The organism is Paenibacillus sp. 7523-1, assembly GCF_002276415.1.
GTDB classification, from domain to species: domain Bacteria; phylum Bacillota; class Bacilli; order Paenibacillales; family Paenibacillaceae; genus Paenibacillus; species Paenibacillus illinoisensis_A.
In genome coordinates this window covers 102,974-119,418 of the sequence record NZ_NPBR01000005.1, presented here as the reverse complement: position 1 = coordinate 119,418, position 16,445 = coordinate 102,974, and the positions used below count along the sequence as shown (strand labels likewise).

Sequence of the window (16,445 nt, the reverse complement as noted above, 5' to 3'; positions counted from 1 at the left end):
TGTTTGTTCTCGGGACTTCACATGGGGTGAGGTTCCGGGATTTTTTTGTGGAAAAAAGTTGGATTCGTGTCACCGAATAGGCTCCTGCACAATACGATGTACGGTGATGAAGAGAGCTGAAGCAAGGGAGGAAACAGACTATGGCTGTTATTAAAGCCAACTCAGAAGACGTCAGGCTGCTGGCAAGGCTTATGAGGGCAGAGGCTGAAGGTGACGGCGTACAGGGCATGCTGCTTGTAGGTAATGTGGGTGTGAACCGGGTACTGGTTGACTGTCTGGATTTTGGGGATATTCGTGATATTAACCGCATGGTATTTCAAAATCCCGGTGGGTTCGAATCGACGCAAAAAGGCTACTTCTATCAGCGGGCAAGACAATCCGAGATTCGTTTGGCACAACGTGTAATCAATGGAGAACGGATTTGGCCAGCCAGCAATGCCCTGTGGTTTTTCAGACCTGTAGGCGACTGTCCTGCAACGTGGTATAACCAGCAAAATACGGGCCGTTTCAAAGCGCACTGTTTTTTCAGTCCGACAGGTGAAGATTGTCCGGAAGTTTATTAAATTTTAGGAGGAATTACAATGATTAATCAACCATATCAACCAACAACACAGGCAATGGGTCAACAAGCCAACTCGCAAGTTCAAGGAACATCCTATAAAATCGGTAACGGCGCGCCTTCGATGTCACCAACACCGGGTATGGTTTCACCAAGTATGGTTTCACCAAGCATGGTTTCTCCAAGCTCTACAAGCGTACCACCGCTTGTATCCAGCGGCAGTCCAATGACGCCAACAGGTGGAGTTGTAACGACAACTGCGCCGCAGTTTGAACAATCATACATCGAAAATATCCTGCGCCTGAACCTCGGTAAATTTGGAACGTTCTACATGACATATGAAGGTAACAAGGAATGGAATGCCCGCATTTTTCAAGGAGTCATTGAAGCTGCTGGACGGGACCATATCATTATCAGCGATCCAAAAACAGGTAGACGTATTATGCTGTTAATGGTTAACTTCGATTATGCTACGTTTGATGAGCCATTGTTGTACCAATATCCAGGCGTTATCGGAAACTTTCCTCAAGCTCCAAGCAGATTCTAATTCGTTGTAACAGGGGGGTCTCCATACAAAATGTTTAACCAGCTGTCCCGCATGTGGAATTAAATCCACAAGTGGGACAGTTTTTTTCGTTATAATGGAGACTATAGTAACCTTTACTCGCAATCATGGCACTTATACATATACAGGCTGAGCAAGACGCTCGCAGAGAGGAGTTTACATCATTGAACGAGTGGATTGAGGGAGCCATCCGGGGCGAGCCTGAGGCTTATGAGCAATTAATGAAACAGTTCCGCGGAATGGCGCTTGCTGTAGCTTATAACAAACTGGAGGATGCTTTCTGGGCTGAAGATATTGTACAGGAGGCGTTCACAGAAGCATTTGCTAATCTGTCGAAGCTGGAGACAGCCGAAGCCTTTCCAGGATGGTTCAAAGTGATTGTTGAACGGCAGTGCTACCGTTGGTTAAGGCGCAAGCAGCACAGCACTTCCCCTGAACAGGAGTTAATGTACAACATCGATTCGAGCGAAGAGAGGGACAACCCTGAACAGCTTGTTTTGCAAAAGGAACGGTATCGGATTCTTCGCGATTCCATATCCAGTCTGCCGTTATCCATGCAGGATGTCGTGGACATGTTCTATTTTCAGGGATATTCGCTTAAGGAAATTTCCGATTTCCTTAGCGTATCTGTTCCGGCATTAAAGAAAAGGCTGTTCGATGCCAGGGCGAAGCTGAGGCGTAGATTACCTGTGGCGGACGTTATAACCGTATTTAATGAACTTTATGAAGGGGGCAAAGGCATGCTGCATATTACCAATGGGGATCATGCTGCAGATCGTTTGCGGCAAAGCGGGATCGAAGGAGAGGTTATGGTCTGGCGGGAACTTTACACCTTTGGTCCTGTCGTCCAAGATATGGGGAACGAGTTGGAGAGAAGCAAGCGCGCTGCCTATCTGGAACAGCAATTAGGGATTCCCCAGACAGAATATCTGCAAATTGCGGAACTGGAGCGAAAGCTGCATGCGTTTCATCAGTACAAGGAGATTGTACTCTGGTTTGAATATGATCTCTATGATCAAGCGATGTTATCTTATCTGCTGCATGTTTTTAATGATCAATCGCTTGGGGATACCAAGCTGAATCTATTATGTATTGATGCTTATCCGGAAATAGAGAACTTTCGGGGACTGGGCCAGCTTACCCCCGGACAGATCGGACGTTTGTCTGGTACGTGGCATGTCATGGGGACGGAGGAGATTAAGGCGGGAAGTCAGTTCTGGCTAGCGTACACCTCTTCCGATATTCAGGATCACATGGATTATTTAAAACAAAACAGTACGGTTCTCCCATTTGCGCATGCTGCATTTGAAGCTCACTTGACCCGCCTGCCTTCACAGTCCAATGGTCTGGGTGCAATTGAACAAGCGACTCTGGAAGCTGTGAGTCAAGGTGTTGATCATCCATATCCACTCTTTAAGCATGTGAGTGAGCGGCTGCATGTGTTGGGAATGGGAGACTTGGAATATTGGGCACATCTGAGAAGAATGACCAAGGAGCCCCATGCTCTACTACAGATTAGCGGAGCAGACACGTTTCCTGATTTCACCCAGCACCATGAACATTTCCGTAATGCAGTCTTGTCTCTAACTGAGCTCGGTAGCCAGGTACTTTCTGAAAAAGCAGACTATGCAGAATTAAGAAAAGACGAAATGTGGATTGGAGGTTTGTGGAACGCACAAGGCGAAGAACCGCAGTGGCGATGGGATACGGCGTCCCGTTTCCCTGTCGAAATAAGCACATAACATTACGTCCTTAATTCACAATCCCATCAAAGAGTATTCCCCGAATTTGGATATCAAGGGGAATACTCTTTTTAGGTTTTACATTTTACTTGGAATTCTATTTTGACACCCACTGAGCACGAGATATAAACAATAAACCTGTTTGAGATTTGTTCAACATAGTCAGTTAGCAAATGTAAATAAGACGGCGTATTCGCTACCTTTGTAAAGTAATTTGCTGGTTAGCATCATTTCGTTGTCATAGGACACGGATTGACTGTGTAGTTTAGAGTTATATAATAAAAGAAGCATATCCTTTTATTCGACACAAACCAGAAGGAGGTGGAAGCATTGGGAAGTTGAACCTGCATATGAGCGGCAGAATGGCTAATATCCTACATTTTCGAAGGAGGTGGACCTATTTGCCGAAGAATGACGGCGAATAGGATGACAATTTGAGTGACCCCTTACCGAGTATATTAAATTTATTTTTAATTGCTTTGCTTGTTTTGATGAACGGTTTTTTTGTCTCGGCAGAATTCGCGATGGTAAAAGTTCGCGGCAGCCGAATTGAGGCTTTGGTGGAAGCAGGCAACAAAAGAGCCATCTATGCTTCCAATATTGTACGTAACCTGGATGCCTATCTGTCTGCGTGCCAATTGGGCATAACGCTGGCTTCACTGGGACTCGGCTGGCTCGGAGAGCCTGCCATTGCACACTTGCTTGAGCCCATGTTTACCGCGTTTGGACTCGGCCCGGTATATGTACACGGAATTTCGATTGTGATTGCATTTGTTATTATTACGATTTTGCATATTGTACTCGGGGAACTTGCTCCCAAGACGATGGCAATCCGCAAATCGGAGACGGTCACGTTATGGTCTGCGGTACTGCTTACGTTCTTTTACAAATTGATGTATCCCTTTATCTGGGCTTTGAATGGTATGGCGAACAGCCTGCTGAGATTGTTTCGAATGGCACCTGCTTCGGAGCATGACTCGGCACATAGTGAAGATGAAATACGCATTCTGATGAAAGAAAGCAATAAGAGCGGTTTAATTGACAATACTGAATTGGCGCTTGTTGATAATATATTTGATTTTACGGCAACAACTGCCCGTGAAATTATGATTCCGCGGACGGAAATGATCTGTCTGAACGCCAATCAGTCCATGCTAGAAAATCTGGAAATCGCCAGTGAAAGCATGCGAACCCGCTATCCGGTTTATAACGGTGACAAGGACCACATTATCGGCTTTATTCACATCAAAGACCTGATGCGGTCCCAGCTCACAGATACCATTTCTGTAATCCGACCAATTCTCGCCGTTCCCGATTCGACGCCAATCAGTGATCTGCTGAAGCGTATGCAGCGCAGCAAGACACAGATTGCCATTCTGATTGATGAATACGGCGGAACTTCAGGAATGGTAACGCTGGAGGATATTATGGAAGAGATCGTGGGCGAGATTCAGGATGAGTTCGATCAGGAGCGTCCTGCCATTGAGAAAGTGGATGAGATGGAATACTCCATTGATGGCATGATGCTGATTGAAGAAGTCAGTGAGCGATTCGAACTGGATATGGATCGGAGCGACTATGACACGATTGGTGGGTGGCTGTACTCCAGAGTGGAGACGATTCCGCCTGAAGTCGGTCAATCCGTTGAATATGGAGGATATGTTTTCGTCATTCAGGAGACGGAGCATAAGCGGATTTCACGGGTAAATGTAATTAAGCTTGAAATGTTGGTTGAGGAAGAAGGGGCTTAAGCTTAGCTGCTTCATTCCAGTGAGAGTTATTCGAAGCAGTCCAGGATGATATTTCATCCTGGGCTGCTTTTTTCATGCTTATGAGATTTCAATCAAAACCTTAGGCTGAGGTGCATGATATTAAACTCGGTATGGCTGTTCTCCCTATGGAACATCCCGTGTAGGCTTGATTAAATGTTACAGTTTTCTGGAATTGGATAAAAGTAATAATTATATCTGATTTTGCTCATAGGTTGAGTATTGACAAAGGAACACCATATCCCGCATATTTAAATTAAACACTTTATAAAGTATATTTATTAATCAGGATGATCGACTACATCAAGAGAGGAGTTACAAAGATGGCAACCTGGTTTCTCATCGTAATCTATCTGGCTTTTATAAGCCTGGGACTTCCGGATTCACTGCTTGGATCTGCATGGCCAATCATATGGCCGGAAATAGGTTCATCCGTAGGCTCAGCAGGTCTCATTTCCATGATTATTGCCGCAGGCACCATCGTCTCCAGTCTGGCAAGTGGGAAAATGATTCAGAAAATGGGCACAGGTAACATTACGTTGTTCAGCTGTTTGCTAACCGCAATGTCGTTGATTGGATTTTCCATGGCACCGTCCATGATATGGTTTATGATCTTGGCCGTTCCACTCGGCCTGGGCGCTGGAGCTGTGGATGCAGCGTTGAATCATTACGTCGCCGCAAATTACCAAGCGCATCATATGAACTGGCTGCATTGCTTCTGGGGGATAGGCGCTACAATGGGCCCAATCATCATGGCCGGTTATATAGCGGATCAGAACTTTTGGAGAGGCGGTTATGCTGCAGTTGGTGTCATCCAGTTTGTACTGGTTATCGTACTTCTTATCACGCTGCCGTTATGGAAAAGGGTGGCTGCATTGCGTGAGACCGCACCAACAACTATGACCGATAACGGGACAAAATCAGAAATACGTATTCCGGGGAACGTCTTGAGATTAAGAGGCGTTAAGCCCACATTGCTCGCTTTTCTGTTATATTGCGGGGTTGAAACAACAGTCGGATTATGGGGAGCCAGTTACTTGGTTGGAACGAAAAGTATCTCAGCAGAGATGGCAGCGGGCTGGATTTCCCTTTATTACGGAGGTATTACGTTGGGCAGGTTCATCACAGGTTTTATCTCGTTAAGAGTCCATAACCGATTATTGATTCGCTATGGGCAATGGATCACGATCCTCGGAGGACTCCTTTTACTGCTTCCGCTTCCTTCATCATTTTCGGTAGCAGGTTTTATTTTAATCGGGCTGGGTCTTGCTCCAATCTACCCTGGACTTTTGCATGAAACGCCGGCTCGCTTCGGGAAAGAGAACTCCGTCAAGTTAATGGGATACCAGATGGCTGTCGCTTATAGCGGTACGACGCTGCTTCCTCCGCTTTTTGGGTTTCTTGCAGCGAAGACCAGTACAGATTCATTTCCGGTTGTCGTGCTTGTGCTGCTCGTATTGATGTTATTTAGCGCGGAAACCGTGAATCGCATACTTCTAAGATCTCAGAATGTGGGGAGGTGAGAAGATGGCATATGTTATTATAGCTGTTATCATCTGGGCCTCTGCCTATGCGTGTTTAGCGTTGTCGAAACAGTCTATGGAAGTGAAACCGATGCGCTCCGTCGATGATTGGTTCGAGTGACAGATGTACGGTCGTTAAAAAGTGGGTTGACATGAAACCAGTTACATGGATTACGCTTGTTATGTAGTATAATTGCATACCGATTCCGTGAGAACATGATCATCCTATGTTTCTGCCCTCTTTATAAACATACATTATAAAGCAGGTGTGAAAAGTGTTATAAATTATCTTTAAACAAAGAGGGGATTGCTACATGATTAAACTTGTTGTAACTGACTTAGATGGAACGTTCCTCAATAACAAGGGATTATTTGATATTGAATTATTCAACAAAGTGCATGCAGAAATGCAGAAACAGGGAATTACCTTTGTGGCATGCACAGGAAAACAGTGTGAACGGGTAGAAAAGTTGTTTGGAGAACATGGCGAGGGAATATGGGTCCTTGGAGATAGTGCAGCCAGAATCAAGAAAGATGGGGAAGTTGTAAAAGAATTCAGTATTGATCGTGAACTTGCATTACAAAGCATTGAAACGATACAACGTTTTGCTCCAGACCTGACCCTCATAGTATGTGCAAGCGATGCAGCATATGTTCACTCTTCCATCCCTGAGGAGATGTACAATGTGGTTAAAAGCTCATACGAACAGGTTAAGAAGATTGACTCTTTCCAAGAGATCGACAGCCGTTTTATCAAAATAACAGTATATGATACAGAGGAACGGAGTAGTGCCTTAAGGAAACATGTAGAAAAGACACTTGGCGGCCAAATCTATATTGTTGATTCAGAACCCAAGTGGCTTGATATTACGGCCCTGCACACGCATAAAGGAGAGACGGTTAAAAAATTGCAGGAGCTGCTTGGCGTCACTTATGAAGAAACGATGTCCTTTGGGGACGGAGAGAATGATGTAGAGCTTATGGGTATTGCCAAATACAGCTTTGCGGTCAGCAATGCTTGTGAGAATACCAAAAAAGCAGCGCGTTTTATTACAAAATCCAACAAAGAGAACGGTGTTCTGCTGACTATCCAAGACTGTATGGACCTTCAAAAAAACGTGAATTGAATGGGAGTTGAAAACATGACTGAGGAAGAACGGATATTAAACGGGATTTTATTCAGTCCCAGCCATCCGGAACTAAAGGCCATCAAACTTCGTTCGCACAACTTAAGCCATCAATACAGCCAGATGTTCGAGGATCAGGCAGAGGAACGTGAAGCGATTCTGACACAGCTCCTTGGTCGCAAAGGCGAATCCTGCTTCATTCAAGGGCCTGTATTCTTTCATTATGGTGTTCACACAGAGATCGGTCATCATTTCTTTGCCAACTACAATCTAACGATTCAGGACGATGCCAAGGTAACCATTGGAGACTATACCAGTTTTGGTCCCAATGTAACGATTGTTACTCCCATTCACCCGTTTATCGCTTCTGAACGCCGGCAAATGTTTGATCAGAACGGTGACCCGAAGACTTTATGTTACGCCAAACCCGTAACGATCGGAAACGATGTATGGCTATCTGCTAATGTAACGGTATGCGGAGGAGTTACCATCGGAGACCGTTGTGTTATCGGTGCCGGAAGTGTAGTGACGCAGGACATTCCGGCAGATACCTTCGCAGCAGGTGTCCCCTGCAGAGTCATTCGCAAAATTACAGAAGCAGACAGCATGCGTTATAAACCGGAAATCATGGCGGATTGCCGTGTTATAGAATAGAAATCCATTCTAAAGGGAGCAAGTGCTTGTCCAGACCTGGATAAGAACTGGTTCCCTTTGCTGCGTACTTACCGTTCTGGGAACTCCGAACCCTCATCCTTGACCCACGAATCCCATCCATGTTAAGTTTTCTGTATCTGAAAGTTGAAACATTCGATTATAAAGGGGGATAGAGTTATGACTGAATTAGAGGTTGTAGATGTTTATGTGAACCTGTCACTGGATATGAACATTGGCATGGTTCACCAAATCATGAATCGGAATTCGGAGCTTTATCTATCCACGCAACGATTTACCTGGCTTTGAGTTTCTTTTTTGCTTGGATTCATCCGAGAGTGGATACAATAAGGGAATCATGTCATGATCATAACCTCATTTATTTAACATCAGAATATAAATGAAAAGGATGATCCCTTATGTCAATGATAAACGTATCAAACCTGACTTTTGCCTATGACGGCAGTTACGATAATATTTTCGAAAATGTGAGTTTTCAATTGGACTCCGACTGGAAATTAGGATTTACCGGAAGAAACGGGAGAGGGAAAACGACCTTCCTTAACCTTTTGCTTGGTAAATATGAATATAGTGGCACCATCTCAGCCCATGTTGATTTTGAGTACTTCCCCTTTCCTGTTGAGCATAAAGACTCGATGACGCTTGATGTGATCAGTGACGTTTATCCAGACTATCAGCATTGGGAACTGGTACGGGAGCTTAACCTATTGAAGGTTTCCGAAGACGTGCTTTATCGACCATTCGATTCCCTATCCAATGGAGAACAAACGAAAGTCATGCTGGCTGCCTTATTCATGAAGGAAAATCAATTTTTGCTTATTGATGAGCCCACCAATCATCTCGACATGCATGCCAGAAAGCTCGTCAGCAGCTATCTAAGCAGAAAAAGTGGTTTTATTCTCGTATCACACGATAGATCCTTCCTGGATCACAGCATAGACCATATTCTTTCGATCAATAAAACGAACATCGAGATTCAAAAAGGCAATTTTTCCGCCTGGTGGGAGAATAAGAAGAGACAGGATCAGTATGAGCTTGCAAGCAACGAAAAATTACAGAAAGACATTAAACGCTTATCCGACTCCGCCAAACGAACGGGTGGTTGGTCACATGAAGTCGAAAAGTCCAAAAATGGGACTAGGAACTCCGGTTCGAAAGTGGATAAAGGCTACATTGGCCATAAGGCTGCCAAAATGATGAAGCGGTCCAAAAACATCGAACAACGGCAGCAATCTGCCATTCAAGAAAAGTCCAAACTTCTCAAAAATATCGAAAGTGCAGAGCGTCTGCAAATTCATCAATTGGAGTTTCATAAAAATGAAATAGTCCAATTGGAAAATGTGTCGATTGCATATGGCTCCAATATCGTTTGTAAGGATATTTATTTAACGGTTGAAAAAGGAGACCGAATCGCTCTCTACGGTAAGAATGGTTCAGGTAAATCAAGCATTCTTAAATTGATTTGCGGGGAGGATATTGCCTACACAGGTCAACTTCGCAAGGATCCTCAGGTCAAAATATCGTATGTATCACAGGATACCTCGGGTCTGGCGGGAAGCTTATCCGAGTACGCGATGACACAGGGCATTGATGAAAGTCTCTTCAAATCAATATTACGGAAACTGGATTTCTCCAGGCTGCAGCTGGATAAGGATATTTCAACGTTTAGTGCTGGACAAAAAAAGAAAGTACTGATCGCCAAAAGCCTCAGTGAGGAAGCACATTTGCACGTTTGGGATGAACCGCTTAATTTTGTTGATGTCATTTCCCGCATGCAAATTGAAGACTTGCTGCTTGAGCACTCGCCAACACTTCTTTTTGTGGAACATGACAGCGAATTTTGCTCGAATATTGCCACGAGTATCATTGAGTTATGAATAATGTGGATGTGACTCTTTATAGCCTATACGGAATGGAAAATATTTAGGTTTCACTCACGCTGCAGAATTCACAGTAAGAAAAGACGCTGCCGACAGGAAAGTCGGAGCGTCTTTTTTATTTTTGAAACCGATAACCTCCTCCGTCCGTTATACCTTACACAATATCAAATATGACATTGGAGGAGGAATACATATGTTGAAAATGAGTCTGTCATCCATTTTGAAAATTACCCTTGTTGCTGCATTATCGGTGCCTGCACTTCTATCCATTCCCGTTGGCAGCACTGCCGCAGCTAGTCCTAACATTGCATCTGGTGCACTCACCGCACCACCACCGCCGGAGGAGCAAATTGTTCACTCACTGGCAGCTCTCAAGTATATATATCAGGCAGCAGGGAACGTTTCTCCGGGAGGAGGGCTGACAGCAAACGTCAGTACATCAACAACAACTTACAAGGAAATGAAATCACTTCAGGTGGATTACCGGCTGGAACGCTGGACGGGCTCAAATTGGGTGACGTATCGGTCTGGTACCAAAAGTAAAACACAAACACAATCCCTGTCGGCACAGTCGAGCTGGACGGTGATCACAGGTTATTACTACCGGGTCGTTAGCACACATACGGCGAATGACGGAACGAATTCTGAAAATACAATCCATATTTCAAATAATGTTTTATTTTGATTCATTGTCTCGTGCTGCCTGGGAATTTTTGTTCCTGCAGGTCATTGGCAATGGCAATCATTTCTTCCTTCGTGACCGTTCCAAACAAGCTCATGTTGACCGAACCCATCATCCACTGAAACGTATTATATGGCGGGCCGATGGATACAAAAGCATCACTACCGTCAGCTAATTTGACTACACTGGTTTCACGAAGCATAGTCCCTTGGATGACCTGCCCAGGCTTAACATGGTAATAATCAAATTGAATAATTTGTTCTTCACCATTCACGCTCTCACCCGTGTAGCGGACTCTCATACGATCGGATTTATAATACTCATCTGAATCAACCGGAATTTCAGGATTCACGGTAAGTTCAAATTTTATCTCTTTAAAACGCTCGGGTATAGCTCTCGACAACAAAAAGTCACCATTGAATCCCGAGCGGGCTATTTCTTCCGTTACGACGATATCATCAAATAAAATGTCTTTCTCCACGGTTTGTTTTGGCAACTCCTCGGCCTCCTCGCCAGTAGCAATTATAGGAGCTTCGTTAAGTCCGGGTTCAGGCGGTGGGAGTGTTTTGGCCGTAGAAGGATCTGCGCCAAGCTGTGCGGTACGATCTTCAATAATGATGGATTTCATACCATTGCCCCAATCCTTGATTGACTGAACAAAAGGGGACACGGCCTGCGTTCCGGATGGCAGACTGAAAATGACGCCACCGATCGTTAGGGAGGCAGCTACCACAACGGACAATTTCAAGGTACGCATTCTTTTCTTTCTGACAGCAATCCGGGTAATTTCCTTTTGAACACGGAGCCAGGATTGATGCATCTGCTGGGAGTCAGGGGCAGGGGGAGCAGAGAGAGCCTGATTGAAAGCCTCATCAAAGGCCAGATCAAAGGCGGCATCAAAATATTCTTCTTCTTGCTCTGTATGATAGTGCTCAATATGTCTATCTGACTTGCCTTTGCTCAATGGTCCCACCCCATTCCTTATGTAATTGCTTCTTGATACTACCTCGGGCCCTGAACAAACGTTGTTTCACAATTTCTTCCGAAGTGTCCAGCAGCTCAGCCATTTCCCGATAGGACATACCTTCTTTCCAGCGCAGCTCTATTAATACCCGGTATTCGGGTTTAAGTTGCTCAAGATAGAACTCAATAGATTCCTGCATCATTTGCGTCTCCACGGTACTCTCTACGGAAGCTGCCGTCTGATTGATCGTCTCCATATCTATAAAAACACTATCCGTATCCAGTTGGTTACGGTTATTTTTATTTTTTCTAAGATAATTAATGGCGGTATTCCGGGTGACGACCTTAAGCCAGGCTTTCAGTTTGACTTCGTTCTCGAAAGAGGGTTTGTTTTTAATAATTTTAATGAATGCTTCTTGAATAATGTCTTCTGCTGCAGCACGTTCTTTGATGATATAAACGATGAGTCCATGAACCATATTATAGTATTCGTAATACACTTCTTCCTGAAGTGAAGGGCTCAAATTATGGAAATCTGAGGCCAAGAGTAATTGGAGCCGATTGGCCATGATGTTCTCCTTTCTGGTGAACAGTCCACAAACATTGGTATCATTTCATTTTACAACATTATATGGAAACGATACAATGGGAGGTTGTTAAGACAACCTTAGAAAGGTGCACGCCGAAACCAAAAGAGGCTGCCCGCCACACCAGTCATTCTGGTCTGCAAGACAGCCTTAAAATATCGATACAACGTAATTATTCATTGAAAAATGCTTAAAATGCCCAATCTCCATTCAGGAAGACTGCTTCCCGTTCTCCGCTTGCCGTAATGCCATAAATGTTGGTTTCCGGAGAACCCATCATGAAGTCTACATGCGTGATGCTGGAATTCATGCCACGAGAAGCAAGTTCTTCGGAGGACATGGTTTTTCCGCCTTCCATATTGAAGGCATAGGAACTGCCGATCGCGAGGTGACATGAGGCGTTCTCATCATACAGCGTCGTGTAATATAGAATGCCGCTCTCGGAGATCGGAGAATGGAAGGGTACAAGTGCAACCTCGCCAAGATAGTGAGATCCTTCATCCATGTTGATTAATCTTTCCAGCGTATCCTGACCTTCTTCCGCATGAAAATCAACGATTCGTCCATTCTCAAATGTGAGAGAGAAGCGATCGATAATACTTCCGCCATAACTCAGCGGTTTGGTGCTGGACACTGTACCGTTGACGCCATGTTTGCTAGGAGCAGTAAATACTTCCTCTGTCGGAATATTAGCTACGAAGCGAGTCCCTTGTTCGTTTACACTTCCTGCTTGTGCCCAGATATGACCTTCAGGTAGTTCAACCGTCAGATCCGTTCCAGGGGAGACAAAATGGAGTGCTTTATACTTTTTGCTATTTAGGGCAACTGCTTTATGTTCCAAACGATCAATATGCTGTTCCCAAGCTTCAACTGGATGATCCAAATCTGCTCTGACAGCGGCAAAAATGGCTTCCCAAAGCTGCTTCATCTGCTCAGCGGCAGGCAGGTCGGGGAACACTTTTGCAGCCCAGTCCGGTGAAGGGCAGGCAACACCTGTCCAGCTCATTTTGTCAGCCTGCTGATACTGTCGGTATTTGGCCATGGCTTGTCCATATGTACGCTGATGGGTCGAAATTCGTTCAGGATCAATCCCTTTGAGCAGATCTGGACTTGAAGAGAGTACAGTCAGAAAAGCAGCATTATTCGCTGCAAGCTCTTCAAGTTCCGCAGCATGCCACTTGGGTGGCTCCTGGAATGATTCCAGCGGAGCCATCTCGAATCTTAGGCGATTGACGGTTTCATCTCCATATTTTACGATGACTTGTTTGGCCCCGGCTTCGTACGCTTTACGAACGAGCAGGCGTACAAATTCAGCAGTATCTATCATGGCGCTGATGACCAGAATTTGACCGGGTTGTACGTTGGCCCCCACCTTGACTGCCAGCTCAGCATAACGATCCAATTTTTGTTCAAAACTTAACATGGTAGTGACCTCCGTATCTGTAATTTTACCTGCTTACGCAGGAAAAGAGAGGAGTACTCTCCTCTCTCCATGTAGCGTAAAAATTAGAATGCCCAGTTACCTTGCAGGAAGATCGGCTCTTCTTTTCCTTCGGAAGTGACACCGTGAATGTTCATGTCAGCTGATCCAACCATGAAATCCACATGGGTAAGGCTGGAGTTCAAACCATTATCGATGAGTTCTTGCTTCGACATCGTTTTGCCGCCTTCCAGGCAGAATGCATAGGCATTACCGATGGCCAAGTGATTGGATGCATTTTCATCGAACAGAGTGTTATAGAACAGAATGTTCGTATCGGAAATCGGTGATTTATGAGGAACAAGAGCGACCTCACCCAGATAGTGCGCACCTTCATCCATTTCGATGAGGTTTTGCAGGGCATCATGTCCTTGCTCGGCAGTAAAATCAACAATACGGCCATTCTCGAAAGTAAGAGAGAAACCATCAATCAGATTACCACCGTAGCTGAGTGGCTTGGTGCTGCGAACGGTGCCATTGACACCCGTTTTCAGCGGAGCCGTAAATACTTCCTCTGTTGGCATGTTGGCGATGAAGACATGACCCTGTTCATTCACACTGCCACCGGAGACCCAGATGTGTCCTTCTGGAAGCTCAATGGTCAGATCTGTTCCAGGGGCAGTATAGTGAAGTTTCTTATATTTTTTTGTATTAAGCAGATCGGCACGAGAATCGAGGTTTTGCAGATGTGTTTTCCATTCGGAAACAGCATCCTGCTCGCCAATACGAACGGTTTTGAAAATAACATCCCATAGCCTATCCACTTGCTGCTCGGCAGGCAGATCCGGGAATACTTTGGCAGCCCATTCCGGGGAAGGGACAGCAACGATAGACCAGCTGAATTTATCAGCCATCTGATAGGCACGATATTTTTCCAGTGCTTTTCCGCGCACTTTTTGACTGGTGACGATACGTTCTTGAGCCACACCATTTAAAAGATCAGGGTTTTCCGCGATGACATGCAGGATGGCAGCCCCTTCTTCTACGAGTTCTGTCATTTCACCCGCAAACCATTTTGGTTCGATTGAGAATGCCTCATCCGGTGCGAGATCATAATGAAGACGTGTTACGGTTTCATCACTCCAGTTTACTTTGACCAGCTTGGCACCTGTTTCATAGGCAGCCTTCACGATCTTGCGTACAAAATGTGCTGCAGTGATTGGTGCATTTACAACGAGTGTTTGTCCAGGATGGACGTTTACTCCCACTTTGACAGCTAGTTCCGCGTACTGCTGTAAATGAAGCTCAAAATTATTATTCATTCTATATTCTCCTCCTGTAATATAAGGTTTCCGTAGCTCGTTCACTGGAACATGAAGCCCTCAAATCATGTATGTAAGAATACCCCCGAGGGCCTTCATTTGAATAAGGTATACGTTGCTACGATATATATTGTACAATTAACCAATAATAATTACCAAACTAGGTTTACCATAATTGTTGTAGACCTGTTACTGATGAGAGATTAAAGGAGTGTATGTTGGTGAATATCGAAATTATTCGTGCCGAGATGCGTCGGGAAGACGAGAAATCCTATATTGGAACAACCGTTTTTCGTGCAGAAGGGGAAAAGTCCATTTATGAGGTAACGTTCATGAGCAAGAACGGCAAGGATTGGGATTATAGTCTCCATTTCACGGAGCAATCCGGTGATGAAGAAGAGCTTCTGCGGATGGACGAGCTGCTCGAAAACGACGACGATATATACGACAAGCTGCTCGACGCGGCTTTGGATGCTTTTCCTGCATGAATCAGAACATTAGGAAGTTGTTCTATTATGTGAATGAACAGACTATACTAGACGGTGTGTGCCCGAACGGGTATGCATCGTCTATTTTTAATTAGATGAGGGGAATAGATATCCAAAAAAGGGGCAGTCTATGGATGGCAAACAGAGGGACAATCGCCTGAATGGGAGGTAACCGTGGATGACATCTGACAATCTGATCACAGCAGGAATGACGGGGCTTGAAGAAGTCGCGCATGATATCCTCAGTCTGCGTACATTATTTGTTAATGTAGTATTCATCGGTGAACCGGGAAGCAGGAACTGGATTCTAGTGGATACCGGGATGGCTGGATTTACGGATCATATTGTGCGGATCGCAGCAGAACGGTTTGAGGGGCCACCGTCCGCCATCATATTGACACATGGTCATTTCGACCATGTAGGTACTGTAATAGAGCTTGAACAGTTCTGGGGTGTGCCGGTCTTTGCCCATTCACTTGAATTACCTTATTTAACAGGCCTTAAAGATTATCCACCTGCCGATCCTTCCGTAGGTGGGGGACTGATGGCAAGATTGTCATTTGCCTATCCGAACGAAGCAATTAACCTGGATGATCGCATCTTCAGCCTGCCGGAGAATCATTCGGTACCTGGTATGCCTGGATGGCGTTGGATCCATACTCCAGGACATACACCCGGTCATGTGTCGCTCTTTCGCGAGGACGACCGTTTCCTGATTGCGGGGGACGCCATTATTTCGGTAAAACAGGAATCACTATGGAGTGTACTGCTGCAGGATGAACAGATGCATGGCCCACCTGCATACTTTACGACGGACTGGGACGAGGCTCATCGATCCGTTCATGTGATCAGGAACTTGGAGCCACGTATCGTGGTCACGGGGCACGGACATTCGCTGACAGGAGATTTTTTGCATGAATCGCTTGAGCAGCTTGATCTGGATTTTGAACAGGATGCTGTGCCGGAACACGGTAAATATGTCGATTAAACGATATGGAATGAACATTTGGAGGACAGCCGCGGACAGTGCAGCTGTCTTTTTTGTCGCCTGATGATGAAAATGTTCTATATCACAGATTGGTATTTTGTGCCCAGTCATGATATATTCGAGCCGTATAATATAACCCTAGTATGCAGGAGGTACAT

General features: G+C 45.0%; 16 protein-coding genes. 12 read left to right on the top strand and 4 right to left on the bottom strand.

The window, feature by feature from the left end; all coding sequences use genetic code 11:
* Positions 1-140 precede the first annotated feature (140 nt).
* The 10 genes from CHH60_RS04045 (at position 141) to CHH60_RS04005 (ending at position 10,522) form a co-directional block, all read left to right on the top strand.
* Positions 141-563 carry a cell wall hydrolase gene (locus tag CHH60_RS04045; RefSeq protein ID WP_095358035.1) on the top strand — a complete coding sequence of 141 codons (423 nt, stop codon included), beginning with the start codon at positions 141-143 and terminating at the stop codon, positions 561-563.
* 18 nt (positions 564-581) lie between these two features.
* A complete protein-coding gene (gene gerQ / locus CHH60_RS04040; protein WP_095358034.1) occupies positions 582-1,106 on the top strand; it encodes a spore coat protein GerQ in 525 nt (174 codons plus the stop codon).
* A gap of 182 nt (positions 1,107-1,288) precedes the next feature.
* Positions 1,289-2,866 (top strand): sigma-70 family RNA polymerase sigma factor, encoded by a 1,578-nt coding sequence (locus CHH60_RS04035; protein ID WP_095358033.1) that lies wholly within the window; start codon positions 1,289-1,291, stop codon positions 2,864-2,866.
* A 434-nt stretch (positions 2,867-3,300) separates the two neighbouring features.
* Complete coding sequence (locus CHH60_RS04030; protein ID WP_095287117.1) at positions 3,301-4,617, top strand: hemolysin family protein; 1,317 nt, start codon at positions 3,301-3,303, stop codon at positions 4,615-4,617.
* Positions 4,618-4,958: 341 nt separating this feature from the next.
* A complete protein-coding gene (locus CHH60_RS04025; RefSeq protein WP_095358032.1) occupies positions 4,959-6,158 on the top strand; it encodes an MFS transporter in 1,200 nt (399 codons plus the stop codon).
* Between the two features lie 314 nt (positions 6,159-6,472).
* Positions 6,473-7,285: a Cof-type HAD-IIB family hydrolase gene (locus CHH60_RS04020; protein ID WP_095358031.1), complete on the top strand. Its 813-nt coding sequence runs from the start codon at positions 6,473-6,475 to the stop codon at positions 7,283-7,285.
* A gap of 15 nt (positions 7,286-7,300) precedes the next feature.
* Entirely contained in the window at positions 7,301-7,939 is a 639-nt protein-coding gene (locus tag CHH60_RS04015) for a sugar O-acetyltransferase (RefSeq protein ID WP_095358030.1), read from the top strand.
* Positions 7,940-8,116: 177 nt separating this feature from the next.
* A complete protein-coding gene (locus CHH60_RS30190; RefSeq protein ID WP_255247820.1) occupies positions 8,117-8,245 on the top strand; it encodes a hypothetical protein in 129 nt (42 codons plus the stop codon).
* Between the two features lie 110 nt (positions 8,246-8,355).
* On the top strand, positions 8,356-9,834 hold the full coding sequence (locus CHH60_RS04010) for an Lsa family ABC-F type ribosomal protection protein (RefSeq protein WP_095358029.1): 1,479 nt from the start codon (positions 8,356-8,358) through the stop codon (positions 9,832-9,834).
* A gap of 196 nt (positions 9,835-10,030) precedes the next feature.
* Positions 10,031-10,522, top strand: a complete 492-nt coding sequence (locus tag CHH60_RS04005) for a hypothetical protein (RefSeq protein ID WP_095358028.1) — start codon at positions 10,031-10,033, stop codon at positions 10,520-10,522.
* Between the two features lies 1 nt (position 10,523).
* On the opposite strand, the gene CHH60_RS04000 is transcribed toward CHH60_RS04005, so the two are convergent.
* The 4 genes from CHH60_RS04000 to CHH60_RS03985 form a co-directional block, all read right to left on the bottom strand.
* The gene (locus CHH60_RS04000; RefSeq protein WP_095358027.1) at positions 10,524-11,483 is read right to left on the bottom strand and encodes a hypothetical protein; all 960 of its coding nucleotides are present in this window, start codon (positions 11,481-11,483) and stop codon (positions 10,524-10,526) included.
* Positions 11,461-12,051, bottom strand: a complete 591-nt coding sequence (locus CHH60_RS03995; RefSeq protein WP_095358026.1) for an RNA polymerase sigma factor — start codon at positions 12,049-12,051, stop codon at positions 11,461-11,463. Before CHH60_RS03995 ends, CHH60_RS04000 begins: the two co-directional genes overlap by 23 nt.
* Before the next feature lie 208 nt (positions 12,052-12,259).
* Positions 12,260-13,492, bottom strand: coding sequence for an aminopeptidase (locus CHH60_RS03990; RefSeq protein ID WP_095358025.1), 1,233 nt, complete (start codon positions 13,490-13,492; stop codon positions 12,260-12,262).
* An 83-nt stretch (positions 13,493-13,575) separates the two neighbouring features.
* Positions 13,576-14,811 carry an aminopeptidase gene (locus tag CHH60_RS03985; protein WP_095358024.1) on the bottom strand — a complete coding sequence of 412 codons (1,236 nt, stop codon included), beginning with the start codon at positions 14,809-14,811 and terminating at the stop codon, positions 13,576-13,578.
* A 215-nt stretch (positions 14,812-15,026) separates the two neighbouring features.
* Here CHH60_RS03985 and CHH60_RS03980 point away from each other — a divergent pair, with 215 nt between their 5' ends.
* Together CHH60_RS03980 and CHH60_RS03975 are read left to right on the top strand one after the other, a co-directional pair.
* Positions 15,027-15,299: a hypothetical protein gene (locus CHH60_RS03980; protein ID WP_309147247.1), complete on the top strand. Its 273-nt coding sequence runs from the start codon at positions 15,027-15,029 to the stop codon at positions 15,297-15,299.
* Between the two features lie 178 nt (positions 15,300-15,477).
* On the top strand, positions 15,478-16,287 hold the full coding sequence (locus CHH60_RS03975; protein ID WP_095358022.1) for an MBL fold metallo-hydrolase: 810 nt from the start codon (positions 15,478-15,480) through the stop codon (positions 16,285-16,287).
* Positions 16,288-16,445 lie beyond the last annotated feature (158 nt).

Excerpts from the sequence above, each read along its gene's own strand:
- CHH60_RS03990 (WP_095358025.1), bottom strand. The coding sequence starts at position 13,492 with ATGTTAAGTTTTGAACAAAAATTGGATCGTTATGCTGAGCTGGCAGTC.
- CHH60_RS03985 (WP_095358024.1), bottom strand. The coding sequence starts at position 14,811 with ATGAATAATAATTTTGAGCTTCATTTACAGCAGTACGCGGAACTAGCT.
- CHH60_RS04015 (WP_095358030.1), top strand. The coding sequence starts at position 7,301 with ATGACTGAGGAAGAACGGATATTAAACGGGATTTTATTCAGTCCCAGC.
- CHH60_RS03975 (WP_095358022.1), top strand. The coding sequence starts at position 15,478 with ATGACATCTGACAATCTGATCACAGCAGGAATGACGGGGCTTGAAGAA.
- CHH60_RS04010 (WP_095358029.1), top strand. The coding sequence starts at position 8,356 with ATGTCAATGATAAACGTATCAAACCTGACTTTTGCCTATGACGGCAGT.
- CHH60_RS04045 (WP_095358035.1), top strand. The coding sequence starts at position 141 with ATGGCTGTTATTAAAGCCAACTCAGAAGACGTCAGGCTGCTGGCAAGG.
- CHH60_RS03980 (WP_309147247.1), top strand. The coding sequence starts at position 15,027 with ATGTTGGTGAATATCGAAATTATTCGTGCCGAGATGCGTCGGGAAGAC.
- gerQ (WP_095358034.1), top strand. The coding sequence starts at position 582 with ATGATTAATCAACCATATCAACCAACAACACAGGCAATGGGTCAACAA.
- CHH60_RS04020 (WP_095358031.1), top strand. The coding sequence starts at position 6,473 with ATGATTAAACTTGTTGTAACTGACTTAGATGGAACGTTCCTCAATAAC.
- CHH60_RS04005 (WP_095358028.1), top strand. The coding sequence starts at position 10,031 with ATGTTGAAAATGAGTCTGTCATCCATTTTGAAAATTACCCTTGTTGCT.
- CHH60_RS04025 (WP_095358032.1), top strand. The coding sequence starts at position 4,959 with ATGGCAACCTGGTTTCTCATCGTAATCTATCTGGCTTTTATAAGCCTG.
- CHH60_RS03995 (WP_095358026.1), bottom strand. The coding sequence starts at position 12,051 with ATGGCCAATCGGCTCCAATTACTCTTGGCCTCAGATTTCCATAATTTG.
- CHH60_RS30190 (WP_255247820.1), top strand. The coding sequence starts at position 8,117 with ATGACTGAATTAGAGGTTGTAGATGTTTATGTGAACCTGTCACTGGAT.